Below are 25,884 nucleotides of genomic sequence, written 5' to 3'. Positions count from 1 at the left end.
ATGGGAATGGGATGGCATGAATGGCCGTTGATGTTATTCACGGTCCTGGGGCAGTGCGCGGTAGGCGGATTTATCGTACTGGCTTTGGCGCTGTTATGTCCTAAAACGGATAACGCTCAGCGAAAGTCTATTCACAACGGCATGTTCTTTATCTGGGTCCTGATGGGCATCGCCTTTATCGCCTCAATGATGCACCTTGGTTCACCGATGCGGGCGTTTAACTCACTGAATCGGGTGGGGCAATCCGGCCTGAGCAATGAGATAGCGCTGGGCTCAGCCTTCTTTGCTATCGGCGGCATTTACTGGCTGATAGCCATGATGGGCAAGATGCCAGCAGGGCTGGGCAAACTGTGGTTGGTCATCGGTATGATATCGGGCCTGGCCTTTGTGTACGGCATGTGCCGGGTTTACCAAATGGAGACGGTGCCGACCTGGCATAGCGGCTATACCACGCTGAACTTCTTCCTGACCATGCTGATTGGCGGGCCGCTGCTGGGCTATATGCTGAAAAGTAAAGCCTGCGCCTGCGGCGGTAAAGGACTGGCGGCCATCAGCGTTATCGCGCTGCTAATCAGTGCGGTATCCGGTCTGATGCAGGGGAGCGAACTGGTTCAGCTACAAAGCTCGGTGATGTCGGCGACCGCCTTAGTGCCGCAGTATGGCCAAATGATGGCGTTGCGCTTAGCGCTGGTAGCGGTGGGCCTCGGCTTCTGGATTTGTCCGCTGATCCGCGTTAAAGGCGTTACCACATTCAGCCTGCTGGTCGGCTTTGTGCTAGTGGTGTGCGGTGAACTTATCGGCCGGGCGGTGTTTTACAATTTACATATGACCGTGGGCATGACTTTTGGTGGATAATAAGCCATCGTATTGCGCAGGAAATTTTATTATCCTGCGCTTTATTTTTCCAGATTGAGTGAAAGGCTATTTATGAATTCATCTATTATGCCAGAGCAGCAACTGCCAGATGCGCAAGCCGTATCGCTGACTGGCCGTATGTTAGGGGCCGTTCTGTATTATTCTCCGGATAGCGACGATCTGGCACCGATTCTCGATTTACTTCAGCATGATGAGTGGTCGGGCGAGTGGCCGTGCGGTGAGGATATTGATATTCAACGGGCTGCGGCGCTCATATCTTCTGGGTTAACCTCCGATAATGCTGAGACTTTAGCCGAAGCTTACCAGCGTTTGTTTATTGGCCCGGACGCCTTACCCGCACCGCCTTGGGGCTCGGTATATCTGGATCATGAAAGCGTTATTTTCGGTGATTCGACCCTAGCATTGCGCAACTGGCAGGCCGAATTGGGCATTGAAGTTCAGCAGCAACAGCGTGAACCTGAAGACCATATCGGTTTATTGTTAATGCTGGCCGCGTGGCTGGCGGAGTCTCGACCTGAGCATATTACGCCACTGTTGGCGGAGCATTTATTGCCGTGGAGCGGTCGTTTTCTGGCGCTTCTGGAAGAGAAAGCCGAGCATCCGTTTTATCAGGGTATGGCTCTATTGACCAGAATCGCGCTGGATGACTGGCAGCAGCGCTATAGTCCGATAGTGATTCGCAAACAGCTGTTTTTCTGATGGCAGGCGATCGCGACGCACAATACTATAAAGCCTGGATGACTCACCGTACGGTGAGTCGTCGGGGCCTGTTTCGCGGCTTATTTAATGCCGGGCATCAGGCTCAGGTTAGCGTTGAACAACAGGATGTTCTACGGGCTGAAGGTCGGCCCCCTCAGGCTGTCGAAGAGGTTCTATTTGTTCGGCTGTGCGACGGATGCAACGATTGTGTTTCTGCCTGCCCTTATGGGCTTATTCAGCTTAAAGACGACAAAGCGGCAATCAATATTGAATATGCCGACTGTGATTTTTGCCATAAGTGCACGGACGTTTGTACTAAAGGGGCGCTGGAACGCGGGATCGAGCCAAATACCGGGCTACGGCCGACCCTTAGCTTTAGCTGTTTGGGGCGAATGAATAATTACTGCCGACAGTGCGCTATTACGTGCCCTCAGGGTGCGATTAATTTCGATGAAGCCAATCAGGTCGTACTCAATGAATCACGCTGTAACGGCTGTGGAAAATGTAAACTGGCCTGTTACCACGGGCATATTACGCTACGGCCAAAACGCTAAATAAATCATGGCTATCTGGTTCGCTGCTTCCCGACATGCCCAGATTCATTTTATACTCTTTGGTGATGCAATAAATAAGCGTGCTCAGAGTGGGGTGCTAAGCATCCACGCTCTGGGATTATGTTCGAAGCCTAATGCCGGGTAGTAATCGTTGGCATCAGGGGCCGCCAGCAACACAATACGACAGGTATCTTTTACTCTGCTTTGGGTTTCTCTGATCAACTGCTTACCGATACCCTGCTTTTGGTAATCTTCATCGACGGCTAAATCAGCAAGGTAGGTGATATAGTTAAAGTCGGTTAAGCATCGGGAAATACCCACCAATTTCTCACCATCCCACGCGGTAATTATTAGGTTGGAATGTTCAATCATCCCTTCAAATATTTGCGGTTGATCTATCGGACGACGAGCGCCCAGCGAGCATTTACTATAAAGGCCAATCATAAGTTCTGCGTTAAGCGGGGCGTTATCTTTATAGACAATAGTCATGAGTGGGTTCCTGATTTCTAGGCAGTTTTATAAAACAACATACTATATTTTTGATCTAAATAGTTTGTCCGTTCCTCACTTTTTGGTTATTTTTAATGTTTGTCAGTTAAGCATTCTTACATAATGTGGTCTTGCTATGTTGTATTATCTCGTCATCCCGGCGAAGGCCGGGACCCAGATTTCCACCAGAGTGACGGCGGGAAGGGCGGTAACGATGTGGTGGAAGCGATGAGAAAAGCTAGCCGCATCGTTAACTATTGTTTGACGACTATTGGTCAGACGGTGGCAGCAGGTCGATAACGTCACCGGTCTGGTCAGATTTAAACCGATTAGATTCCATAATCCAGTCACCCATTTCTTTATGGGCAACGACATAGACGGTGCCGCTGCTTTTGCTGCCTTCAACGCTAAAGCTGATGTCAGCCGATCCACGGTGACCGCTAACTGAAATATTACCGCTCGGTATGCCGCTGCTGATTGGCGTTCCCAGCATTTCTGCGGCGACAGGGTTAGATGTCACTAATGCTACGCTTTCTTTATAAACATCAGAACTTTTCATCGTTGATATGACGACCATGATGATGCCAGCAATCATCAGAATGAAGAACAGAATGAGCCCGAGTGCCCAGCGAGCCCATAAACGTTGAATACGTTTGAACTCTTCCACGCTGGCCCATTTTTTATTGCGCCATGCCCATTCATTGCCTTTTGCTCCAAGCACAAAGGGCATCACTAAGTTGACGAAGGGAATAAAGACTAAAAAGGCGATAAAGGTATTATTACCGATGCCCCATATCCAATGAAGCAAGAATGCGCCCCAGTTCCAGCCTCTGATTTCTGCTGGGATCTCCGCTGAGATCCCGTTTCCCGATGAGTTTTCCATATATTCCTTTATAACTTTCTGAATCGTCACGATTAGCCGTCAGTCAGGTCATTAATAAATCACTTTGTGTCCGTAGCCTTCAAGGAGAGATTTCACCCGATCCATAATTTCTTTTGTTGGCGGTTTTACGCCGTCAAGACCATATTCTTCGCCCATTGCCACCCATTTGTGCTTGCCTAGTTCGTGATAAGGCAGCAGTTCAATCTTTTCAATGTTGGTCATGTTTTGGGTAAATTCGCCCAACATATGGGCCGACTTATCATCATCAGACCAGCCGGGAACAACGACGTAGCGAATCCATGTTTTTTGATTGCGCTTGGCCAAATAGCGGGCAAACTCAAGCGTTCGATGGTTAGATACGCCAACCAGATTTTGATGGATGCTATTGTCTAGCTGCTTCAGGTCGAGCATCACTAAGTCTGTGACGTCGAGCAATTCATCAATAACGGCATCGTAGCGGCGGACAAAGCCGTTGGTATCTAAACAGGTATGAATACCGGCTTCCCGACACGCCCGGAACCAGTCACGAACAAACTCCGCCTGCAGAATGGCTTCACCGCCCGAGGCAGTCACGCCGCCGCCGGAGGCGTTCATGAAATGGCGGTAAGTGACGATCTCTTTCATCAGTTCATCGACGGTAACTTCTTTGCCGCCGTGAGTGTCCCACGTATCCCGATTGTGGCAATAGAGGCAGCGCATCAGGCAGCCCTGAAAGAAAACGATGAATCGGATCCCAGGCCCATCTACGGTACCACAGGATTCAAACGAGTGAATGCGACCAATTATTGACATTGCGGTTGTACTCCAGGTTGGCCCGAGTCGAAAGGCCTAAATTGTCTAGCCCCGCGAAAGGGCGGCTGGCAATGTTATCTGTTTATCAGGATCGTCCCGAAAGATGAGCCCGTTAGCTTTGCCTGATACCTCTATTTTACGCTATGGCGATAAAGATTTCCGGCAAAACATGGTGTAGATCAATAAATAAAAAGGCCCCGCGTTATGCGGGGCCGAATTCAATGACATTTCATTTCAACAAGGAAATTAGATGGACTGAGTGAAAGTCCGGGTAATCACGTCTTGCTGCTGTTCTTTAGTCAGAGAGTTGAAACGTACGGCATAGCCCGATACGCGGATAGTCAACTGAGGATATTTCTCAGGGTTTTCCATCGCATCTAACAGCATTTCACGGTTCATGACGTTAACGTTCAGATGTTGGCCGCCTTCAATGCTGGCCTCGTGGTGGAAGTAACCATCCATCAGGCCTGCAAGGTTAGCTTTACGCACATCGTCGTCTTTACCCAGTGCGTTCGGAACGATAGAGAAGGTATAAGAAATACCATCTTTAGCGTAGGCAAACGGCAGTTTAGCAACGGAGGTCAGAGAGGCAACGGCACCTTTCTGATCGCGGCCGTGCATTGGGTTAGCACCTGGTCCAAACGGAGCACCTGAGCGACGACCGTCCGGCGTGTTACCGGTTTTCTTACCATAAACTACGTTAGAGGTAATGGTCAGAACTGACTGGGTTGGGATTGCATGGCGATAGGTACGCAGTTTCTGAATTTTCTTCATGAAACGTTCTACCAGGTCGCAAGCGATATCATCAACGCGAGAGTCGTTGTTACCAAACTGTGGATACTCACCTTCGATTTCGAAGTCGGTAGCCAAGCCATCAGCGTCACGAACTGGTTTAACTTTTGCGTATTTGATAGCAGACAGGGAGTCAGCGGCAACGGACAGACCAGCGATACCACATGCCATAGTACGAACTACGTCACGGTCATGCAGAGCCATCAGGGCAGCTTCGTAGCTGTATTTATCATGCATATAGTGAATGATGTTCAGAGAGGTCACGTACTGTTTTGCTAACCAGTCCATGAAATGATCTAAACGATTCATTACTTTGTCATAATCCAGCACCGCGTCGGTCATTGGCGCTTCTTTAGGACCAATCTGAATTTTCAGCTTTTCGTCCATACCGCCATTGATTGCATAAAGCATGGTTTTGGCTAAGTTTGCACGAGCACCGAAGAACTGCATTTGCTTACCAACGATCATTGGGCTTACGCAACAGGCGATAGCATAGTCATCGTTGTTGAAGTCAGTGCGCATTAAGTCATCGTTCTCATACTGTACAGATGAGGTATCGATAGACACTTTAGCCGCATACTTCTTGAAGTTCATTGGCAGTTTTTCTGACCATAGGATGGTCATATTTGGCTCCGGTGAAGGACCCATAGTGTAAAGCGTGTTCAGGAAGCGGAAGCTGGTTTTAGATACCAGAGTACGCCCGTCAACGCCCATACCGGCCAGTGATTCAGTTGCCCAGATTGGGTCACCTGAGAACAGCTCATCATATTCAGGCGTACGTAAGAAACGAACCATACGCAGCTTCATGACTAAATGGTCGATCAGCTCTTGCGCTTGAATTTCTGTTAGTGTGCCATTTTTCAGGTCACGTTCGATGTATACGTCAAGGAAGGTTGATGTACGGCCGAAAGACATTGCCGCACCGTTTTGAGATTTAACGGCAGCTAAGTAACCAAAGTAAGTCCACTGAACGGCTTCTTGAGCGTTATTAGCAGGACCAGAGATGTCATAGCCATATTTAGCCGCCATCTCTTTCATTTGGGACAGTGCACGATGCTGTTCAGAAATTTCTTCGCGCAGCTGGATGGTCATTTCTAAGTCTTCGCCGTTTTCCATTTTCTCTTGCAGAGACTGGAATTGAGCGTATTTGTCAGCCATCAGGTAATCAATACCGTATACGGCTACGCGCCGGTAGTCACCGATGATACGGCCACGGCCATATGCATCAGGCAGACCGGTCAGAATGCCTGACTTACGGCAGTTCAGGATGTCTTTAGTATAAACATCGAAAACGCCTTGGTTATGGGTCTTACGGTAGTCAGTGAAGATTTTTTTCAGCTGTGGATCGAGTTCACGACCATAAACTTTACAAGAACCTTCAACCATTTTGATGCCGCCGAATGGAATCAGAGCACGTTTTAATGGAGCGTCAGTCTGTAAACCTACGATGGTTTCTAAATCTTTTTCGATATAGCCAGCATCATGGGAGGTGATAGTTGCCACAACGTCAGTATCAAAATCAACCGGCGCGTGAGTGCGGTTTTCGATTTTGATGCCATCCATCACTTTGTCCCAAAGCTTATCGGTTGCTTTGGTTGAACCTGCTAAGAAAGACTCATCACCCTCGTAAGGGTTATAGTTTTTTTGGATGAAGCTACGAACGTCAACGGCACGTTGCCATTCGCCGTCTTGGAATCCTTCCCATGCTTTGACAAACTTTTGGTTAAGTTCGGTCATTTTGTCACCTACCTTTATATACTATGAAACTTGAATTAGCTTTGAACGTAAGACGCACTGAACTAGTGCTTCTCACCGCGTAAATACATTGCCCAGTACGGCATACCTACCATCAATCCGCCGATAATATTACCAATTGTCACGGGGATCAGATTATCAATAACAAAGTTACTTACTGTCAGGTTTGGAAACTGTTCCGGAGTTGCATTGATAAGTTGCCAAAACTCTGGAGATGCAAAATTCTTGATTACGATGCCCATTGGGATCATAAACATATTGGCGATGCTGTGCTCAAAACCGCTGGCCACGAACATGGCGACCGGCAGTATCATTACGAACATTTTGTCCGTCAGGCTTCGGCCTGCGTAGCTCATCCATACCGCTAAACACACCATCAGGTTAGCTAGTGTACCTAAAGCAACCGCCTCAACAAAGGTATGATGTAGTTTATGATCTGCCGTTTGCAGCACATTCAGCCCCCAAAGGCCGTTAGCTGCAGTAATTTGACCTGACATAAAGATGATTGCAACAAATAAAAGCGCACCGACTAAGTTACCAAAGTAGACATTGGTCCAGTTACGGAACATCTGCCCCCAGGTAATATGATTGGTTGCTTTAGCGACGCAGGTGAGTACGGTTGAAGTAAACAAATCTGTACCGCAGGCGACGACCAACATCAGCCCTAGCGAGAAACAAACGCCGCCGAGAAACTTAGCCATACCGAAAGGTACGTTGGCAGTTCCGGTTGTCGCCGTAATGTAGAAAACGAAGGCGATAGAAATGAATACGCCAGCCAGAATAGCTGAGCAAAAAGTAATGATAGGGGGTTTTGATGCTTTATATATTCCGGCATTTTCGGCTACTTGAGCCATGGCTGCCGGAGAGAGTGCTGCAATCGGATTATCTGCTTTCACTGGATAAGATCTCTTGCTTTTAAGGAGAATAAATTGCTGGGTGATGCTATGAAAATATTATACTGCAAAATTTGATGAGGATCATTCGGTGTAAAATGAATCTTTAGGAATATGTGCTGATTCAAGGTGCTTTGACATCTAACTAATTGAATTAAATATATAAAAACTTTTTTAATTTTTACCAAAAAATTTTAAACAACGCCTGTGAAAATATTTGAACTGTTAATAAATAATAATAAATGTTTTTATTTTAAGTGTATTTATTCTTTTATTTTACTTTTTATTAACATTAATTAATCTTTTTTTACTAATGAGCGTAAAAATAGCAAGGTCCGTTATTTTATATAAAGAACCTTGCTAGTTAATTCATTATTTAAGCCAGACGTTTAGCCGTCTGTAGTTTTTGGTAAGCATTGAGTAATGCCTGATGCGCAGGCAACTGGGTTAAATCTTTATCTACATCAATCATCCCGTGAAAGCGCTGTTCTCCACGAATATTGCGCCACGCGGTATCGACGGTCTCTTTCCCATACATGCGATAGAACGCCGGATTAAGCTGCTCTTCATCGCGATCTTCAGGATCCAACTTCATTAGCAGCAGGGTCTGCAGGCAGCGATAGTAATTGCGCCTTTGGTCATCAAACAGAGAGGCGTTGAATTCTTGCGTCCATTCAACCCAGCTTAGCGCCTGATCTAAATCACCACCGGCCAGCGCTAGCATAGACTTAAGCTCACCGATACGCAGAATACTCCACGCATTATTGGCACCTGTCGCCATACCCAGCAGTTCGCGAACCCGGACGAAATCATCCAAGCCTTCTTGGTCTAAACGTTCGATCAGCGCTAGATAATCTTCAGGAGGCAAATTGCTGAAAGGCAGGCTGAGAATGGTCTCTCTTAAATGTTGCCCCATATTATTATTCGCCAGCTGCAGGTCTTCGACTGGGTAAATATCTGACATTCCGGGAGCCAGTATTCGACAGGCATCTACGCCAAGGTGATTATAGTCAGCAATGTATACCTCAACGCCGTCGTGATTGAAGATATTCATCAGCGTTGAGAACTCTTCTTGCGTCGAACCGCTGAAATTCCAGTCTACGAAATCATAGTCAGACTGTTGCTTAAACAGATCCCAAGAGACTAAGCCGCTTGAATCAATAAAATGAGTTTCTAAGTTAGCGTAATCAGCAATTTCTTCATTATCGAAGGTCGGTGCGCTGAAGGTATCCAGATCTTTTAAGCTACGGCCCTGAAGCAGTTCAGTAACGGTACGTTCAAGAGCCACGCCAAAGTCAGGATGGGCACCGAAAGAGGCGAAGCAGCTACCGTTGGCCGGATTAAACAGTACCACGCAAATAACCGGGTATTTTCCGCCAAGAGAGGCGTCAAAAGAGAAAATTGGGAATCCTTCTGACTCCAGCGTATTAATCGCTTCTTCTACCTGCGGATAGCGCTTGATAACCTCAGCCGGGATAGCCGGAAGGCTAATGGCTTCAGCAATAATGCGATTTTTAACGAAACGTTCGAAGATCTCTGACAGCGCCTGAACCCGGGCTTCATTTTTATTGTTACCGGCGGACATACCGTTTGAAACGTACAGATTGCCGACAATGTTCATTGGAATATAAACGGTCTGTAGATCGGACTGGCGAATAAAGGGCAGGGCGCAGATTCCGCGTTCCGCATTGCCCGACTGTAGGTCAACCAGTTCGCTGGCGCTCAGGCTTTGTTCCGGATCGTAAAAGCTGCGCAGATGGGAATCTAACACCCCTTCCGGCAGTGAATCATCTTCGGGAATAGTAAACCATTTTTCATTCGGGTAATGCACGAAGTCACCCTGTGAAACCGTTTTTCCCAAATAGAAGTCAGCAAAGAAGTAGTTAGTCGATAAACGCTCAAAATACTCCCCCAACGCAGAGGCTAACGCTGCCTTTTGGGTTGCTCCTTTTCCGTTAGTAAAGCAAAGCGGGCAATCCTTATCGCGAATGTGTACAGACCAAACGTTAGGTATCGGATTTAGCCAAGATGCTTCTTCTATATTAAAGCCTAATTTGTTTAATTTTTGCTGAAAGGTCTGGATGGAGTCTTCTAGTGCAGCATCTTTACCGGGAATAAAGGTTTGTATATCCGTTTGCATTGATATTCAGGCTCTTGATTTACCGAAGGAATTATCGGGAAGGTGGATGGTTACCATTTTGTTAATCATACGGGGTTTTTATCAATAGCTCTAGTAATGTTAGTTCTCGGGCCGCCGGTCACAGAAAAAAAATAAAATTTATAGATAATTTCGCCAGTCATGTTTTTCACCTTAAATAATTATAAACAGGAGTATGAGTATGCCGGTATTCAAAAAGTCTGCCCTTGGTGCACTATTATGCTGTTTTGCGCTGCCAGCCCTAGCTGGGCTTCCCACCATTACGATATTAGCGACCGGAGGGACTATCGCAGGCGGCGGCGTTTCTGAAACCCAATCTAACTATGTTGCGGGTCAGTTTGGGGTAGATAAGCTCGTTGATGCAGTACCCCAGCTAAAAGATATTGCCAATATTAAAGGCCAACAGATTGTCAACATTGGCTCGCAGGATATGAACGATGGGGTATGGCTAACGCTGGCTAATACCATTAATAAACAGTGTTCCGGCAGCGATGGCTTTGTCATTACCCACGGCACTGACACCATGGAAGAGACTGCCTATTTTCTTAATTTGACGGTTAAATGCGATAAACCCGTTGTGATGGTTGGTGCCATGCGGCCGGCAACGGCAATGAGCGCAGACGGGCCTTTCAATTTGTACAATGCCGTTATCGTTGCCGCGGACAAAAATTCGGCCGATAAAGGCGTTCTGGTGGCGATGAACGATACGGTACTTGGTGCCCGTGATGTTACCAAAACCAATACCACGGGAGTTCAGACTTTTCAAAGCGTGAACTACGGTGCGCTGGGTTACCTTCATAACGGTAAGGTTGACTATCAGAGCACGCCAACCCGCAAACATACTAAAAAATCGGTATTCGATGTCAGTTCACTCACTTCACTGCCTAAAGTCGATATTGTGTATAGCTATTCAAACGCTTCAGCAGCACCGGTGAAGGCCTTGGTTGCTGAGGGAACGCAGGGAATTGTGTCTGCCGGTGTGGGTAACGGCAATCTCTACAATTCTCTGTTTGATGCATTAGCTCAGGCCAGAGAGCAGGGCGTTGCCGTAGTCAGATCGTCCCGGGTACCAACCGGTTCAACTACTCAGGATGCTGAAATTGACGATGTGAAATATGGTTTTGTAGCTTCCGGAACGCTCAATCCACAGAAGGCCAGAGTGTTACTCCAGCTCGCACTGACCAAGACAAAGGATCCTGCAGAAATTCAGAAAATATTTAATCAATATTAAATATTGTTAGTGACTTGGGCGGTGGATACAATGGCGATTAACCAATAGTGTCCACCGTCTTTACTTTATGCTGATGGAACAGGATGTTATAACCGCGTTAGGGATATTTGTGTGACCTTAAAATGCTATGTACTACTAGCCGTTTTGTTGTTAACCGGCTGCTCTGGCCTTCCCGTTGCCAATAGTCCGTTACCCGAATCGGGTGATTCCAGCGCTAATCAAGCTTACGTTGTCAGCCATGGCTGGCATACCGGCATTATTGTTCCCGCTAAAAGAATGGAAATATACCTGCCGCAGCTGACTGAACGATTTAGCGGGGGGCAGTGGTATGAAATTGGCTGGGGAGATAAAGGATTTTACCAAGCTCAGGAAGTGACAACCGGTTTAACCTTACAGGCTATGTTTTGGTCGTCAGGCGCGGTCATGCATGTGGTATCTGTGCCAACCGACCCTGAACGCTATTTTAGCGAAAGCGATATATTAAACATAGAACTAACCGATAATCAGTTAAATAGCCTAATGGCTTTTATTGCCGACAGTTTTGAACGCGATGAACAGGGCAAAATCATACGCCTGAAACGCGGAATTTATGGTAACAGTGAATTTTATGATGCCGTAGGGCGCTACTCCATTTTTAATACCTGTAATAACTGGACGGCTAAAGGGCTCGAAAGTGCGGGCATGGATATTTCAGCGAGGTTTAAAATGACCGCTGACAGCGTGATGGATTATCTTAACGCTTACCAGACTGAGTATCTGAAATCCCATGCTGTGCCAACAATCTGCATTGCGCGATAAGTCGCATGATAAAGCGCTTTACCATTTCTTCTGTCATTAGCGGCAGCCTGACGTCAATATTTTAATTTTGTCAGGTCGACTGGTTTATTCCTTGGTTTTTACCCAAATGGGCAGTATCTCTGTGCTGCTCTAAGCCTGTTTGTCGTTCTTTATCCTCCTTAATTTAATCGGGTCTTATTAACATAAGCATTGCAGCAAAACTAAGTGAATGATAAAACCGATAGTCTCTTTCTAAAATGAAACACTCAATCTCTATCAGGGCGGTGAAGATAAATGGCACAGGTATTTAATTTTAGCGCAGGTCCGGCAATGTTACCGGTGGAAGTGTTGCGTCAGGCTCAGCAGGAGCTCTGTGACTGGCAAGGTCTGGGCACCTCGGTGATGGAGATTAGCCACCGTAGTAAAGAGTTCATTCAGGTGGCAGAAGCGGCTGAACAGGATTTACGCGACCTGCTTAAAATTCCTGAAAACTATAAAGTGCTATTTAGCCACGGAGGGGCCAGGGCTCAGTTCTCTGCCGTTCCATTAAATTTGTTAGGTAATAACAGTCAGGCTGATTACATCAATGGCGGGTACTGGGCGCATAGCGCCATTGAAGAAGCAGCGAAATATTGCTCGCCTAATTCAATTGATGTGAAAACCCAAATTGACGGTTTATCCGGTATTAAACCAATGAAAGATTGGCAATTAAATGACAAAGCGGCCTATGTTCACTATTGCCCGAATGAGACTATCGACGGTATTGCTATCGACGAAGAGCCTGATTTTGGCGATAAAACGGTGGTAGCTGACTTTTCGTCAACCATTCTTTCTCGTCCTATTGACGTTAGCCGCTATGGCGTGATTTATGCCGGAGCCCAAAAGAATATCGGCCCGGCGGGCATTACCGTGATTATTGTGCGGGAAGACCTGCTAGGCAAAGCGCGCAAAGAAACTCCGTCAATTCTGGATTACAGCGTATTGCATGAGTGCGAGTCGATGTTTAATACACCACCGACCTTTGCTTGGTATTTATCAGGGGTGGTCTTTAAGTGGTTAAAAGCGCAGGGTGGCCTGATTGAAATGGGTCGTCGCAATCACGAGAAGGCATCTCATTTGTATAACTTTGTCGATAGCAGCGATTTTTACCGTAACGGTATCGCTCCGGCTAACCGCTCATGGATGAACGTGCCATTCCAACTGGCCGACGGAAATTTAGATAAAGCGTTCCTTGAAGAGTCTAGCGCTGCCGGTTTACATGCGCTAAAAGGTCACCGAGTGTTGGGCGGTATGCGGGCGTCAATTTATAACGCTATGCCGCTGGCTGGCGTTCAGGCATTAACCTCGTTTATGGCCGACTTTGAACGTCGCCACGGCTAATCGCCCGTTTGAAAATTAAAATTTAAGGAACTGACCGAATGAAAACCATCGGATTGATTGGTGGAATGAGCTGGGAATCAACCATTCCCTACTATCGCCATATTAATGAAACCATTCGACGTCACCTTGGCGGTTTGCATTCGGCAAAAGTTGTTCTGTTCAGCGTTGATTTTCAAGAAATAGAACGCTTACAGATGAACGGCGATTGGCAAGCGGCCGGCGAGCTATTATCTCAGGCCGCCCGGCGGCTCGAAGCTGCTGGCGCGGACTTTGTGGTTATTTGTACTAACACTATGCATAAAGTCTATGACCAGATTGCGGATGCGGTTTCAATACCGCTTTGTCATATTGCGGATGCCACCGCCAGCGTGATTCAGCAGCAGGGAATTAAAACCGTGGGGCTATTAGGCACCCGTTTTACGATGGAGCAGGACTTCTATAAAGGCCGCCTGAGTGAGCAACACAATATACGGGTGATAGTGCCGGATGAGTCCGATCGGGAATTGGTCCATAACGTTATTTATCAGGAGCTCTGTCTGGGGCAGATCAATGATGAATCCCGCCAAGCCTTCAACGAAATCATGCAACGCTTAGTGGATAAAGGCGCTCAGGGTATTATTCTCGGATGTACTGAAATTGGGCTGCTGGTTGGGGAGCAAGACGCTTCTGTGCCGCTGTACGACACGGCAAAAATACACGCAGTTCAGGCGGCTGAAATATCCCTTAAGCTATAATCGATGGTTAACCGCTTGTCGTTAACCGCACTAGTCACAATAGCTTTCTAATAATAACAATACGATAAAAGAGATGATGGATACATGTTGGAATCTTTAACGCTGCAGCCTATTGCAAAATTTAACGGTACGATCAATTTACCCGGTTCTAAAAGCGTTTCTAACCGTGCGTTATTGCTGGCTGCGATGGCCAAGGGAAGAACCCGATTAACCAATTTATTAGACAGTGATGATGTTAAGCACATGCTTAATGCGCTCAAAGCATTGGGCATTCATTATCAGCTATCTGACTGCCATACTGTCTGTGATATTGACGGAATTGACGCTCCCCTGAAGCCAGCCAGTGCGTTAGAACTATTTTTGGGTAATGCCGGTACGGCAATGCGGCCGCTGGCTGCAGCCCTTTGTCTGAGCGACTGTGACGTTATTCTTACCGGCGAACCAAGAATGAAAGAGCGCCCGATTGGCCATCTGGTTGACTCTCTGCGTCAGGGCGGGGCAAAAATTGATTACCTTGAGCAAGAAAATTACCCTCCGCTTCGTCTGCGCGGCGGATTCGATGGCGGTGATATTTCAGTAGACGGCTCGGTATCCAGCCAGTTTTTAACCGCACTATTGATGACTGCGCCACTGGCGGCTAAAGCGACGAAAATCACGATTAAAGGCGATTTAGTTTCTAAGCCGTATATTGATATTACTCTGCATATGATGCGTGATTTTGGCGTAAACGTCAGCCACGATAACTATCAGGTTTTTCACATTCAGGGTAATCAGCACTATATTTCACCGCAAAGCTATCTGGTCGAAGGCGATGCTTCATCCGCTTCTTATTTTCTTGCAGCCGCCGCCGTTAAAGGCGGAACCGTTCGGGTAACCGGCATTGGTAAAAACAGCGTGCAGGGTGACATTCGCTTTGCTGACGTTTTACAAGCGATGGGAGCCAAAATTATCTGGGGCGATGATTTTATTGAGTGCCAGCGCGGTGAACTGAACGGTATTGATATGGATATGAACCATATCCCCGATGCCGCCATGACGATAGCAACGGCCGCGCTGTTTGCCAACGGCGCGACCCGTATTCGTAATATTTATAACTGGCGGGTAAAAGAAACTGACCGGCTAAACGCGATGGCCATTGAGCTAAGAAAAGTAGGAGCCGAAGTTGAAGAGGGCAACGACTATATTCTGGTTGTGCCGCCAAAATCGCTTAAGCATGCCAAAATTGAAACCTATAACGATCATCGCATGGCTATGTGTTTTTCTCTGGTTGCGCTTTCCGACACGCCGGTGACTATTCTTGATCCAAAATGCACGGCGAAGACTTTTCCTGATTACTTCAAGCAGTTTGCCTTATTGAGCCAGTTAGCTTAATAGCTTGAACTATACTGCGTTACAGCGGTTGATTCGGCCATTGTAACGCTTTGTTTGATTACCAAACCGCTCGTTTTGCCCGCATTTATTCTTGATACGCCAATTTTGCTGAGTTTCTTCATTAAGCCAATTCAATACATTCCTGTCAGTTAGCGTTGATGATGGGTATAATCAGCTGAAATTTTTATACGCGAAGACAGTAAGAGTTTCTCTCGCTTAAGGAGATAGATATGGCGGCAGTTGCCCCGGTAATAACGGTTGACGGCCCTAGTGGTGCAGGTAAAGGGACGCTTTGTCAGGCATTAGCCGAAAATCTTGGCTGGCACTTGCTTGATTCCGGCGCTATTTATCGCGTTCTTGCGCTGGCGGCATTACATCACCATGTCGATATTACCTCTGAAGAGGCGCTGGTTCTTTTAGCCGTTCATCTGGACGTGCAGTTTGTTACGCAAGAACGTGAGCTACAGGTCATTTTAGAAGGTGAAGTGGTTACTAGTCAGATCCGTAATGAAACGGTAGGAAATACTGCCTCACAGGCGGCGGCGCTTCCACGCGTTAGAGAAGCGTTATTACGCCGGCAGCGGGCTTTTCGAGAGTTCCCCGGTCTGATCGCTGACGGCCGCGATATGGGAACTATTGTTTTCCCCGATGCGCCGGTTAAAATTTTTTTGGATGCCAGCGCGGAAGAAAGGGCCCAAAGGCGCATGCTGCAGTTGCAGAAAAATGGCCTTTGTGTTAAATTCGAACGTCTTTTTTCCGAAATACAAGAACGAGATTATCGGGACCGTAATCGGGCTGTAGCGCCTTTAGTGCCTGCAAGTGATGCGTTGATACTGGATTCAACCCATATGTCGATAGACGAAGTCATCGAACGCGCGTTAGTTTATGCTCGAAATGTGCTAAAATAATTACTGTTCGCTGCCCATGTGGGCTCCGAACTTTTGTGCGTCACTCTGCTGCAAGGATGTAAGCAGGGCATTTATAACAACCCCATCGGACTAGATGTTAGATGGACGTTAAACTTAAGAATCCTGAAGATTAACAACATGACTGAATCTTTTGCTCAACTCTTTGAAGAATCCCTGAAAACAATTGAAACCCGTCCGGGTTCCATCGTACGCGGCGTTGTTGTCGCTATTGATAAAGACGTTGTTCTGGTCGACGCAGGTCTGAAATCAGAATCTGCAATCCCAGTAGAACAGTTTAAAAACGCTCAGGGCGAACTGGAAATCCAGGTTGGTGATGAAGTTGATGTAGCACTAGACGCTATCGAAGATGGCTTTGGTGAAACCCTTCTATCCCGTGAAAAAGCTAAGCGTCATGAAGCTTGGATCACGCTGGAAAAAGCTTCAGAAGAAGCTGCAACTGTTATTGGTATTATCAATGGCAAGGTCAAAGGTGGATTTACCGTTGAGCTTAACGGCATTCGTGCATTCTTACCAGGTTCACTGGTTGATGTGCGTCCTGTTCGTGACACGCTGCATTTAGAAGGCAAAGAGCTTGAGTTCAAGGTTATCAAACTTGACCAAAAACGTAACAACGTCGTTGTTTCTCGCCGTGCTGTAATCGAATCAGAAAACAGTGCAGAGCGCGATCAACTGCTAGAAAACCTGCAAGAAGGCATGGAAGTTAAAGGTATCGTTAAGAACCTTACTGACTACGGTGCATTCGTTGATCTGGGTGGTGTTGACGGCCTGTTACATATCACTGATATGGCTTGGAAGCGCGTTAAGCATCCTAGCGAAATCGTTAACGTTGGCGATGAAATCCTGGTTAAAGTTCTTAAATTCGACCGCGATCGTACCCGTGTTTCACTGGGTCTGAAGCAGTTGGGTGAAGATCCATGGGTTGCTATTGCTAAGCGTTATCCAGAAAGTACTAAACTGACTGGTCGTGTGACTAATCTGACTGACTACGGTTGCTTCGTTGAAATCGAAGAAGGCGTTGAAGGTCTGGTACACGTTTCAGAAATGGACTGGACCAACAAGAACATCCACCCATCCAAAGTTGTTAACGTTGGTGACGTTGTGGAAGTTATGGTTCTTGATATCGACGAAGAACGTCGTCGTATCTCCTTAGGCCTGAAGCAGTGCAAGATGAATCCATGGCAGCAATTCGCAGAAACCCATAATAAGGGCGAGCGCGTTGAAGGTAAGATCAAGTCAATTACTGACTTCGGTATCTTCATCGGCCTAGACGGCGGAATTGATGGTCTGGTTCACTTATCTGACATCTCTTGGAACGTGGTTGGTGAAGAAGCCGTTCGCGATTACAAGAAAGGTGACGAAATCGCTGCAGTTGTACTGCAAGTTGATGCAGAACGTGAGCGTATCTCCTTAGGCGTTAAGCAACTGGCTGAAGATCCATTTAACAACTACCTTGCTATCAATAAGAAAGGTGCAATTGTTACTGGTAAAGTCACAGCAGTTGACGCAAAAGGTGCTACAGTTGAATTAGCGGGTGGCGTTGAAGGCTATCTGCGTGCTTCTGAAGCAACCCGTGACCGTATTGAAGATGCAACCTTAGTCCTGAAAGTTGGCGACGAAGTTGAAGCTAAATACACCGGCGTAGATCGCAAAAACCGTATAATCAGCCTGTCTGTACGTGCTAAAGATGAAGCTGATGAGAAAGAAGCCGTTGCTACTGTGAACAACACTAGCGCTCCTAAGCAGGAAGAAGGTGGATTCTCTAACGCTATGGCTGAAGCATTTAAAGCAGCTAAAGGCGAATAATGGCGGGGGGCGGCCAATGGCTGCCCCTTCGGTAGTTGAGCTGATAAGCTTGGAGGAATGATGACCAAGTCTGAACTTATAGAAAGACTCGCAAGTAGACACACTCATTTACCAACTAAAGCAGTTGAAGATGCAGTGAAAGAGATGCTGGAACATATGGCTATTACTTTAGCCGGTGGCGAACGCATTGAAATTCGTGGGTTTGGCAGTTTTTCTCTTCACTACCGTGCCCCACGCGTAGGACGTAATCCTAAAACGGGCGAAAAAGTGGAACTAGAAAGCAAATATGTTCCGCATTTTAAACCGGGTAAAGAATTACGCGATCGTGCGAATATTTACGGTTAATTTGTAAATTAAAGCTTGCTAGCCAAAAGGTTAAAACCTTTTCAGATAATGTAAAATCCGGGGCGGTATCCGCATCCGGATTTTTTATATCTATAATTTCCCTATCCTAACGTTATGGTTTGCGAAGTATCTCTAAGAAACTTATGCAATCCTGATACTGCAAATAGTTAAAGCGTCGAGCGGTAGATAATTATTACCATTGCCGTTGGCCTTATTCCTCTGGTTTGTAAAAGATATCTCCTGAATAACGACTAATGTGATTAACCGGTTTCAGGAACGCTATTTTGCATTCAGCTATTTCTTTCGATCATATTGCCGCTGCGATTATTGCCGGTATGCTGCCTTTGCTATTTATTTCATCGTTACCCTCAGCAATGCTATGGATTATTATCGCTGGCGCTGCGGTGTTCGCCGCTATTTCGGGCCGCTATCCCGGCAGGCTAATTGCGCTTATGTTAGTGAGTTTCTTATGGGGAGTGAGCTATGCAGAAAGGCTGTACCAGCAGGTTGACTATTATTCAGATAAAAAGGCGACGGTTAGTGGCACGGTAATTTCTGCCGGTATGGGTAGTGAACGTTCTCCTAAAGTTGTATTTCGCATCTCACAGGTGGATGGCGTAGATTTATCCTATCTGGAAACCATCATTATTCCGCTTTATTTTAATTCTTCCACTAAAGTGAGCGCGCCGGAAATGCTGGCAGGGCAGCAGTGGCGGCTTAGGGTGTTGTTCAGGCCAGTGCATAGCCAGCTGAATGTCGGTAGCTATGATAAACAGCGGCGAGCAATGGCTAACCATCAATTGATTATTGGCTATGTCAATCAGGCTGAGCTATTGAGCCCCTCGGTTAGCCTTAGGCAACGGGTGATTACGCAGGTCTATAAATCAACGCTGCGGTTAAAATCTCAGGATATTATATTTGCTCTGGCTTTTGGTGAGCGCGGGAAAATGGTACCTGAAAGAAGTCAGCTATTGCTGCAAACGGGAACGGCCCATCTGATGGCTATATCCGGTTTGCACATTTCATTGGCTGCGCTGGTTGGGTGGTTAATTGCCAGAGGTGTCCAGTTTCTTTTTGCTACACGCTATATAGGATTAGTATTTCCTCAGGTTATTAGCTGGGGAACTGCTGCGCTATATGTTTGGTTATCCGGCGCAAACCCTCCGGCGGTCAGGGCCTTTATGGCTTTAACGTTATGGATGATCCTTCGATGGCAGGGGGCTAACTGGACAACATGGCAAATCTGGCTACGGATTATTGCCATGCTATTACTATTTGATCCGATGATGATTCTGTCAGATAGCCTGTGGTTATCCTGCTGTGCCGTAGCGGCATTGATCTTTTGGTTTCAATGGGTACCGTTGCCGGGAGCAATGCTTGGCCGTCGGTGGATAATCATCCAGTGGGTTTACCTACAGTTAGCGATGATGATTTTACTGATTCCCATGCAGACCATTATTTTTCACGGTCTGAGCTGGACGGCAATAGTGAGCAATTTGATCGCTGTTCCTCTGGTCTCCCTTATTACCGTACCGGCTATTTTACTTGGGTTAATATTCTGCTGGTTTCCGCACGTAGCATCGCCTTTTTGGAGGGTAGCCGATCAATCTCTGCTGTTTGTTTTATCTTTGCTAGAGAGGTTACAAAATGGCTGGGTAGTGATGACGTATCATGTCATTGGCTTAAGTTTCTTAGGCTGGCTGATAATTATTTATTGGCGCATGTCGTTATGGCAATCAACCCGGTTTACTCCATGGGTTTTATTGGTTGTTGTCATTTTTCCCGCATGGAACCGGGCTCCTGAGCTATGGCGTATTGATATGTTAGATATTGGCCACGGTCTGGCCATTGTTATCAGGCGCGGGAATCAGGCTATTCTCTACGATACCGGTAATAGCTGGCCGGGGAGTTCGATGGCCCAGCGGGAAATACTCCCCTTCTTGCGCTGGCAGGGGATAACGCTGGAAGGGGTGATTCTTAGTCACGACCATCAGGATCATGCTGGCGGATTAGACGATATTCTGGCAGCCTACCCCAAAATATGGCTAAGAAGTTCGTCTTTGCGCAAAGGGCTCAGCTGCCAGCAAGGCGATAGCTGGCAGTGGCAAGGTCTAAATTTCACGGCGATCTGGCCATTGGAACGGCGGGAGCACGCATTCAATGCTGATTCTTGTGTCATTAGAATTAGCGATGGGCAACATAGCGTTTTGCTTACCGGTGACTTAGAACGCGCGCAAGAGCTTAAATTGGTTGAAAGCCAAAGTGCGCTTTTAGCCAGTGATATATTACAAACGCCACATCATGGTAGTAATACATCGTCTACGGCGTCATTTATACGGGCGGTTAACCCTGCGGTAACGCTTACCTCGGTGTCACGCTTTAATCAATGGGGCTTACCGTCATTGAAAGTAAGGCAACGCTATAACAATGCTAAAATAAAATGGCATTCTACCGCAAAATCTGGCCAGGTTAGCGTACTGTTTTATAAGGATTATTACGATGTTTTGGGTTTCAGAGAACAATTAATGCCCCGTTGGTACCATCAGCGGTTTGGTTCTTTGCGGCATAATGAGTAGAATAACGCGCTATTTCACACAATGTTGGTAATTGAATGTCGAATGATAGAATGTTGAACGATAAAGATCTTTCCACGTGGCAGACATTTCGCCGACTGTGGCCGATGATTCGTCCCTTCAGACTTGGGCTGATTGTTTCAGCTATTGCTTTAATTTTAAATGCTGGCACAGACGCTCTGATGATCTCTTTACTAAAACCCTTGCTGGATGATTTCGGTAAAGTAGGGAGCAATGTATTAGTCTGGATGCCGTTGGTGGTGCTTGGTCTGATGGTTATGCGTGGCGTAACCAGCTATACCTCAACCTATTGTCTTTCATGGGTTTCAGGCAAGGTAGTGATGACCGTTCGTCGGCGCCTCTTCGGCCATATGATGAATATGCCGGTCTCCTTCTTTGACCAACAGTCTACTGGAACGCTGCTTTCTCGGATCACCTATGATTCAGAACAGGTTGCTTCATCTTCTTCCGGCGCATTGATCACCGTTGTTAGAGAAGGGGCCTACATCGTTGCCCTGTTTTCTATGATGTTCTATTACAGCTGGCAGCTGTCTCTTATTTTGATTGTACTGGCTCCCGTAGTCTCCTTTGTTATTCGCTATGTCTCTAAGCGTTTTCGTATTATCAGTAAGAATATGCAAAATACCATGGGGCAGGTGACGGCCAGCGCAGAGCAAATGCTTAAAGGCCATAAAGAAGTGCTGATTTTTGGCGGGCAGGAAGTTGAAACAACTCGGTTTAACAAAGTCAGTAATAAGATGCGTCAGCAGGGCATGAAAATGGTCGCTGCATCGGCCATTTCAGACCCGATAATTCAGTTAATTGCATCAACAGCATTAGCCTTTGTTCTATTCGCCGCACAGTTTCCAAGCATTATGAATACCCTAACGCCGGGAACGATCACCGTGGTGTTTTCCTCCATGGTTGCGCTGATGAAACCGTTGAAGTCATTAACTAACGTAAATGCCCAGTTCCAACGCGGTATGGCAGCATGTCAGACGCTGTTTTCCATTCTAGATCTGGAACCGGAGAAAGATACCGGCACGTTAGAGGTTGAGCGGGTTAAAGGCGACGTAGAATTACGCAATGTGACTTTTACCTATCCAACTAAAGATATCCCTGCGTTACGCAATATCAACCTGAGTATTCCAGAAGGAAAAACCGTTGCGCTAGTTGGTCGCTCTGGTTCAGGGAAGTCAACCATCGCTAATTTACTGACGCGTTTTTATGACATTCAAGAGGGGGAAATTCTGATTGATGGTCATGAAATCCGTGAATTTACCCTATCTTCACTACGTAATCAGGTGGCCGTTGTTTCCCAAAGCGTTCATCTGTTTAATGACACGATTGCTAATAATATTGCCTATGCCCGTACTGATAAGTACTCTCGTGAAGATATTGAAAAAGCCGCAACAATGGCTTACGCCATGGACTTTATCAATAAAATGGAGAACGGGCTCGATACGGTGATTGGTGAAAATGGCGTATTGCTGTCCGGCGGGCAGCGCCAGCGTATTGCCATCGCCCGGGCTTTATTGCGCGATAGTCCGATCTTAATTTTGGATGAAGCAACGTCAGCGTTAGATACTGAATCAGAACGCGCAATTCAGTCTGCGCTAGATGAGCTGCAAAAAAACCGTACATCGCTGGTTATTGCTCACCGTTTATCAACGATTGAGAAAGCCAATGAAATTCTGGTGATTGAAGATGGCTGTATTGTTGAACGGGGTAATCACGAGACTCTGATCGGCAATAACGGCGCATATGCTCAATTGCATAAAATGCAGTTCAGCCAATGATTGAGCGAATCTGGTCCGGTGAGTCCAAGCTTTATCTTTTACTGCTACCGCTTTCATGGCTGTATGGTCTGATTAGCGGTATCAGACGGCTTGGTTACCGTACCGGATTTTTTCGTTCATGGCGGGCTCCGTTACCCATTGTGGTGGTGGGTAATCTGACCGCCGGTGGCAACGGTAAAACGCCGGTAGTGATTTGGCTTATCGAAAATCTGCAACAGAAGGGCATTCGCGTCGGCGTTGTTTCCCGAGGCTATGGCGGCAAGTCAGCCAGCTATCCGCTGGTTTTGGATAAAAACACCACCACGCAAATTGCCGGTGATGAGCCGGTACTGATCTTTCAACGTACTGGAGCACCGGTAGCCGTGGCTCCCGATCGCACTTGCGCCGTTAAAGCACTATTAAACCAGCATGATTTAGACGTGATTGTTACTGATGACGGGCTACAGCATTACGCATTACAGCGCGATATTGAGCTGGTTGTTGTCGATGGGAATCGTCGTTTCGGCAATGGCTGGTGGCTACCCGCAGGCCCAATGCGTGAACGCATTGGTCGTATAGCCTCAGTCAATGCGGTAATCACCAACGGTGGTAAAGCTGAACAGAATGAGATCCCGATGGTGCTTAAACCCGGGGACGCGATCAACTTAATCACCGGGGAACAGAAACCCGCGTTAGCGTTGCCCAATGTGGTTGCTATGGCCGGGATTGGTCATCCACCTCGTTTCTTCAAAACGCTACAAGACCTTGATATTCAGATTCAACAGAAACACGCTTTCGCCGATCACCAGCCCTATCACCAACGGTTACTTTCCTCTTTAGTGAGCCCGGAACAAACATTGCTGATGACCGAAAAGGACGCGGTTAAATGTCGCGATTTCGCTCAGAAAAACTGGTGGTATTTGCCGGTCAATGCCGAGTTACCGTCATCCGATGCTGCAGCCTTACTCAATCTGATTATGGCCAAAATTAGTCAATACGGGTAAGTCCTTCTTTGTTTTCGTTTGGTTCACTTTCCATACCATTTTTCCCGTGCTTGAGCGCGATAAAGCGCACTAGCATGCGTTTATCATTAAATCTTAATGTGGGATATGTTATTCTTGCCGCCCATAAACTGAATCATCGGTTGCATAAATAGAGGTCGAATATGGATCATCGTCTGCTGGAAATTATTGCTTGCCCAGTTTGTAACGGAAAACTCTCTTTTGATAAAGAAAAACAAGAGTTAGTTTGCAAAGCGGATGCTCTGGCTTTTTCTATTCGTGACGGCATTCCAGTATTGCTCGAAACAGAAGCGCGTAAGCTAACTTTAGATGAGAAATCGATATGAGTTTTGTTGCCATTATTCCGGCGCGCTTTGCATCAACGCGTTTACCGGGTAAACCGTTAGCGGATATTGCCGGTAAGCCAATGGTTGTTCACGTTATGGAACGGGCAATACAGTCCGGAGCCTCTCGAGTTATTGTCGCGACCGATCATCTTGACGTTAAAGCTGCCGTTGAGCGGGCCGGTGGTGAAGTGTGTTTGACCAGCCCCGATCATAACTCCGGAACAGAACGCTTAGCTGAAGTTATCGAACACTATAAATTTTCTGACGACCAAATTATTGTCAACGTGCAGGGCGATGAGCCTCTGATTCCTCCGGTGATTATTAGCCAAGTGGCTAATAACTTGGCCGGAGCCGAAGCCGGAATGGCAACGCTTGCTGTGCCTCTGACCTCTGTCGAAGAAGCATTTAATCCGAATGCGGTTAAAGTTGTTATCGATCGTAACGGTTACGCACTTTACTTTTCCCGGGCGACTATTCCCTGGGAACGCAACCGCTTTGCCGTTTCTTGTGATGAAATTGGTGATTTTTATCTGCGCCATATCGGCATTTATGCTTACCGTGCCGGGTTTATCCGCCGCTACATCGAATGGGCCCCGAGTAAGCTAGAACAAATTGAAATGCTGGAGCAACTGCGCGTGCTGTGGTACGGCGAAAAGATTCACGTTGACGTTGCTAAAGCTATTCCATCCGTTGGCGTTGATACGGATGAGGATCTCGCTCGAGTCAGGCAGGCATTGGGTCATCAGTTTTGATTATTGAGGCTGATACCGATGGTGCGTAAATTCGGCGGTATCAGCCACCAAACAGGTTTGGTCAATCAGTTACTCTTTTACCTTTAGCCATAGGCTTCCCAGCGCCTCATACCATGCCCGTTCACTGTGTGACAGGTAGTATGCCGATGGGAATATTTTCTCCCATGGATTAAGCGGCCCCAGCGTAGCCATTTGGTTAGCCGGTGCCGGAAGTGGGTTCAAGCCTTGAGACTGAAAGATAGCCATTGCTCTGGGTAAATGGTTGGCAGAAGTGACCAGTAGCAGCCTTTTCTGGCTGGCTATTTGAGCCACGGCCTGAGCCTCTTCAATGGTATCTTTGGCTTGATCTAATACGATAATATCCCGTTCTGGAACGCCTAGGCTTTGTGCAACCATTGCGGCAACTTTGGCACTAGGCTGCGGGTTCGATAGCGCCGCAGCCCCGGTAAATATCAGTTTAGCTCCCGGATGTTGAAGATAAAGGCGTACCCCTTCAGTGACTCTGGGTAGGCTATTAGGAAACAGGTTTGAGCTAGGTGCCCACTCTGCGTTGTAGGTATAGCCACCGCCGAGAACGACAATAAAGTCTACCGGCGTGGTTTCCCTATAGGTTGGGTATTGTTTTTCACTGGGCATTAATAGACGGTCAGCCACCGGCTGTAGGCTAAGCAGCAGCAGGGCCAGCCAGCTAAAGGTTATCAGGCATTTGGCGCTTTTTTGCCACCGGGTGATCCAGAGTAAAACTAGCCCTATCGCCATGAGTAAAAGCAGAAATGGCAGGGGAAGTAATAAACTTCCGATAGCTTTTTTTAGGTAAAATAGCATTAAGCCTCCGGCTTATTGTATAAAAAAACGTCAACTAGCATTAAACCAGCGTTAATGAGATTTATTCTATACCAGCCTATGACAAAATAGCAGGTTGAGTTCTACCGGTAGTACGAGTGAGTGAGTAGCCCGGCCTGAATGGAATAA

24 protein-coding genes are annotated in these 25,884 nt (G+C 46.8%); 17 read left to right on the top strand and 7 right to left on the bottom strand.

The features are described 5' to 3' along the window. From GVI43_RS01230 to napF, 3 genes are all read left to right on the top strand, one after another. On the top strand, positions 1-855 hold the full coding sequence (locus tag GVI43_RS01230; protein ID WP_159564596.1) for a DmsC/YnfH family molybdoenzyme membrane anchor subunit: 855 nt from the start codon (positions 1-3) through the stop codon (positions 853-855). Positions 856-927: 72 nt separating this feature from the next. After that, entirely contained in the window at positions 928-1,575 is a 648-nt protein-coding gene (gene dmsD / locus GVI43_RS01225) for a Tat proofreading chaperone DmsD (RefSeq protein ID WP_211959058.1), read from the top strand. After that, entirely contained in the window at positions 1,575-2,129 is a 555-nt protein-coding gene (gene napF, locus GVI43_RS01220) for a ferredoxin-type protein NapF (protein ID WP_159564594.1), read from the top strand. Before dmsD ends, napF begins: the two co-directional genes overlap by 1 nt. Positions 2,130-2,213: 84 nt before the next feature. Here napF and GVI43_RS01215 read toward each other — a convergent pair whose 3' ends face one another. Next, complete coding sequence (locus GVI43_RS01215; RefSeq protein ID WP_159564592.1) at positions 2,214-2,618, bottom strand: GNAT family N-acetyltransferase; 405 nt, start codon at positions 2,616-2,618, stop codon at positions 2,214-2,216. A 123-nt stretch (positions 2,619-2,741) separates the two neighbouring features. On the opposite strand from GVI43_RS01215, the gene GVI43_RS01210 reads away from it, so the two are divergent. After that, positions 2,742-2,918 carry a hypothetical protein gene (locus tag GVI43_RS01210; protein WP_159564590.1) on the top strand — a complete coding sequence of 59 codons (177 nt, stop codon included), beginning with the start codon at positions 2,742-2,744 and terminating at the stop codon, positions 2,916-2,918. On the opposite strand, the gene GVI43_RS01205 is transcribed toward GVI43_RS01210, so the two are convergent. The 5 genes from GVI43_RS01205 to ycaO all read right to left on the bottom strand — a co-directional run bounded on the left by GVI43_RS01205 (position 2,887) and on the right by ycaO (position 9,873). Continuing rightward, positions 2,887-3,501, bottom strand: a complete 615-nt coding sequence (locus GVI43_RS01205; protein WP_159564587.1) for a cytochrome c oxidase assembly factor Coa1 family protein — start codon at positions 3,499-3,501, stop codon at positions 2,887-2,889. The two genes, GVI43_RS01210 and GVI43_RS01205, sit on opposite strands and share 32 nt — an antisense overlap. Before the next feature lie 51 nt (positions 3,502-3,552). Beyond that, positions 3,553-4,293, bottom strand: a complete 741-nt coding sequence (pflA, locus tag GVI43_RS01200; protein ID WP_159564585.1) for a pyruvate formate lyase 1-activating protein — start codon at positions 4,291-4,293, stop codon at positions 3,553-3,555. 246 nt (positions 4,294-4,539) lie between these two features. Beyond that, positions 4,540-6,822 (bottom strand): formate C-acetyltransferase, encoded by a 2,283-nt coding sequence (gene pflB, locus GVI43_RS01195; RefSeq protein ID WP_159564583.1) that lies wholly within the window; start codon positions 6,820-6,822, stop codon positions 4,540-4,542. 62 nt (positions 6,823-6,884) lie between these two features. Continuing rightward, a complete protein-coding gene (focA, locus tag GVI43_RS01190; protein WP_159564581.1) occupies positions 6,885-7,736 on the bottom strand; it encodes a formate transporter FocA in 852 nt (283 codons plus the stop codon). Between the two features lie 373 nt (positions 7,737-8,109). Continuing rightward, entirely contained in the window at positions 8,110-9,873 is a 1,764-nt protein-coding gene (gene ycaO / locus GVI43_RS01185; RefSeq protein ID WP_159564579.1) for a 30S ribosomal protein S12 methylthiotransferase accessory factor YcaO, read from the bottom strand. A gap of 199 nt (positions 9,874-10,072) precedes the next feature. Between ycaO and ansB the strand changes: the two genes are divergently transcribed. From ansB to kdsB, 13 genes are all read left to right on the top strand, one after another. Next, positions 10,073-11,122, top strand: a complete 1,050-nt coding sequence (gene ansB, locus GVI43_RS01180) for an L-asparaginase 2 (RefSeq protein ID WP_159564577.1) — start codon at positions 10,073-10,075, stop codon at positions 11,120-11,122. 111 nt (positions 11,123-11,233) lie between these two features. Beyond that, a complete protein-coding gene (locus GVI43_RS01175) occupies positions 11,234-11,920 on the top strand; it encodes a TIGR02117 family protein (protein ID WP_246201386.1) in 687 nt (228 codons plus the stop codon). A gap of 273 nt (positions 11,921-12,193) precedes the next feature. After that, positions 12,194-13,279 (top strand): 3-phosphoserine/phosphohydroxythreonine transaminase, encoded by a 1,086-nt coding sequence (gene serC, locus GVI43_RS01170; RefSeq protein WP_159564575.1) that lies wholly within the window; start codon positions 12,194-12,196, stop codon positions 13,277-13,279. Between the two features lie 38 nt (positions 13,280-13,317). Beyond that, complete coding sequence (locus tag GVI43_RS01165; protein WP_159564573.1) at positions 13,318-14,013, top strand: aspartate/glutamate racemase family protein; 696 nt, start codon at positions 13,318-13,320, stop codon at positions 14,011-14,013. A gap of 84 nt (positions 14,014-14,097) precedes the next feature. Next, a complete protein-coding gene (aroA, locus tag GVI43_RS01160) occupies positions 14,098-15,384 on the top strand; it encodes a 3-phosphoshikimate 1-carboxyvinyltransferase (protein WP_159564571.1) in 1,287 nt (428 codons plus the stop codon). Between the two features lie 230 nt (positions 15,385-15,614). Beyond that, positions 15,615-16,292 (top strand): (d)CMP kinase, encoded by a 678-nt coding sequence (gene cmk / locus GVI43_RS01155; protein ID WP_159564569.1) that lies wholly within the window; start codon positions 15,615-15,617, stop codon positions 16,290-16,292. 138 nt (positions 16,293-16,430) lie between these two features. Then, positions 16,431-18,116 carry a 30S ribosomal protein S1 gene (rpsA, locus tag GVI43_RS01150; protein WP_159564567.1) on the top strand — a complete coding sequence of 562 codons (1,686 nt, stop codon included), beginning with the start codon at positions 16,431-16,433 and terminating at the stop codon, positions 18,114-18,116. A gap of 60 nt (positions 18,117-18,176) precedes the next feature. Beyond that, positions 18,177-18,461, top strand: coding sequence for an integration host factor subunit beta (gene ihfB / locus GVI43_RS01145; RefSeq protein ID WP_029093526.1), 285 nt, complete (start codon positions 18,177-18,179; stop codon positions 18,459-18,461). A gap of 284 nt (positions 18,462-18,745) precedes the next feature. After that, on the top strand, positions 18,746-21,037 hold the full coding sequence (locus GVI43_RS01140; protein WP_159564565.1) for a DNA internalization-related competence protein ComEC/Rec2: 2,292 nt from the start codon (positions 18,746-18,748) through the stop codon (positions 21,035-21,037). A gap of 50 nt (positions 21,038-21,087) precedes the next feature. Beyond that, positions 21,088-22,833 carry a lipid A ABC transporter ATP-binding protein/permease MsbA gene (gene msbA / locus GVI43_RS01135; RefSeq protein WP_159565057.1) on the top strand — a complete coding sequence of 582 codons (1,746 nt, stop codon included), beginning with the start codon at positions 21,088-21,090 and terminating at the stop codon, positions 22,831-22,833. After that, entirely contained in the window at positions 22,830-23,816 is a 987-nt protein-coding gene (gene lpxK, locus GVI43_RS01130; RefSeq protein ID WP_159564563.1) for a tetraacyldisaccharide 4'-kinase, read from the top strand. Before msbA ends, lpxK begins: the two co-directional genes overlap by 4 nt. A gap of 161 nt (positions 23,817-23,977) precedes the next feature. Beyond that, positions 23,978-24,160 (top strand): Trm112 family protein, encoded by a 183-nt coding sequence (locus tag GVI43_RS01125; RefSeq protein ID WP_159564561.1) that lies wholly within the window; start codon positions 23,978-23,980, stop codon positions 24,158-24,160. Continuing rightward, entirely contained in the window at positions 24,157-24,912 is a 756-nt protein-coding gene (kdsB, locus tag GVI43_RS01120) for a 3-deoxy-manno-octulosonate cytidylyltransferase (RefSeq protein ID WP_159564559.1), read from the top strand. The genes GVI43_RS01125 and kdsB overlap by 4 nt, the downstream gene beginning before the upstream one ends. Before the next feature lie 69 nt (positions 24,913-24,981). Here kdsB and elyC read toward each other — a convergent pair whose 3' ends face one another. After that, positions 24,982-25,737, bottom strand: a complete 756-nt coding sequence (gene elyC, locus GVI43_RS01115; RefSeq protein ID WP_159564557.1) for an envelope biogenesis factor ElyC — start codon at positions 25,735-25,737, stop codon at positions 24,982-24,984. Positions 25,738-25,884: the final 147 nt, after the last annotated feature.

Origin of the sequence: Budvicia diplopodorum (genome assembly GCF_009800925.1) — a bacterium.
GTDB lineage: Bacteria > Pseudomonadota > Gammaproteobacteria > Enterobacterales > Enterobacteriaceae > Budvicia > Budvicia diplopodorum.
Note: the sequence above shows the minus strand (reverse complement) of the source record. Positions and strands in the feature narration are given on the sequence as shown.

Bases quoted from the DNA above. Each gene is read 5' to 3' on its own strand.
- GVI43_RS01165 (WP_159564573.1), top strand. From the start codon at position 13,318: ATGAAAACCATCGGATTGATTGGTGGAATGAGCTGGGAATCAACCATT.
- dmsD (WP_211959058.1), top strand. From the start codon at position 928: ATGAATTCATCTATTATGCCAGAGCAGCAACTGCCAGATGCGCAAGCC.
- msbA (WP_159565057.1), top strand. From the start codon at position 21,088: ATGTTGAACGATAAAGATCTTTCCACGTGGCAGACATTTCGCCGACTG.
- serC (WP_159564575.1), top strand. From the start codon at position 12,194: ATGGCACAGGTATTTAATTTTAGCGCAGGTCCGGCAATGTTACCGGTG.
- GVI43_RS01205 (WP_159564587.1), bottom strand. From the start codon at position 3,501: ATGGAAAACTCATCGGGAAACGGGATCTCAGCGGAGATCCCAGCAGAA.
- aroA (WP_159564571.1), top strand. From the start codon at position 14,098: ATGTTGGAATCTTTAACGCTGCAGCCTATTGCAAAATTTAACGGTACG.
- GVI43_RS01230 (WP_159564596.1), top strand. From the start codon at position 1: ATGGGAATGGGATGGCATGAATGGCCGTTGATGTTATTCACGGTCCTG.
- GVI43_RS01215 (WP_159564592.1), bottom strand. From the start codon at position 2,618: ATGACTATTGTCTATAAAGATAACGCCCCGCTTAACGCAGAACTTATG.
- kdsB (WP_159564559.1), top strand. From the start codon at position 24,157: ATGAGTTTTGTTGCCATTATTCCGGCGCGCTTTGCATCAACGCGTTTA.
- elyC (WP_159564557.1), bottom strand. From the start codon at position 25,737: ATGCTATTTTACCTAAAAAAAGCTATCGGAAGTTTATTACTTCCCCTG.
- ansB (WP_159564577.1), top strand. From the start codon at position 10,073: ATGCCGGTATTCAAAAAGTCTGCCCTTGGTGCACTATTATGCTGTTTT.
- ycaO (WP_159564579.1), bottom strand. From the start codon at position 9,873: ATGCAAACGGATATACAAACCTTTATTCCCGGTAAAGATGCTGCACTA.
- pflA (WP_159564585.1), bottom strand. From the start codon at position 4,293: ATGTCAATAATTGGTCGCATTCACTCGTTTGAATCCTGTGGTACCGTA.
- rpsA (WP_159564567.1), top strand. From the start codon at position 16,431: ATGACTGAATCTTTTGCTCAACTCTTTGAAGAATCCCTGAAAACAATT.
- ihfB (WP_029093526.1), top strand. From the start codon at position 18,177: ATGACCAAGTCTGAACTTATAGAAAGACTCGCAAGTAGACACACTCAT.
- pflB (WP_159564583.1), bottom strand. From the start codon at position 6,822: ATGACCGAACTTAACCAAAAGTTTGTCAAAGCATGGGAAGGATTCCAA.
- GVI43_RS01210 (WP_159564590.1), top strand. From the start codon at position 2,742: ATGTGGTCTTGCTATGTTGTATTATCTCGTCATCCCGGCGAAGGCCGG.
- napF (WP_159564594.1), top strand. From the start codon at position 1,575: ATGGCAGGCGATCGCGACGCACAATACTATAAAGCCTGGATGACTCAC.
- cmk (WP_159564569.1), top strand. From the start codon at position 15,615: ATGGCGGCAGTTGCCCCGGTAATAACGGTTGACGGCCCTAGTGGTGCA.
- lpxK (WP_159564563.1), top strand. From the start codon at position 22,830: ATGATTGAGCGAATCTGGTCCGGTGAGTCCAAGCTTTATCTTTTACTG.
- GVI43_RS01125 (WP_159564561.1), top strand. From the start codon at position 23,978: ATGGATCATCGTCTGCTGGAAATTATTGCTTGCCCAGTTTGTAACGGA.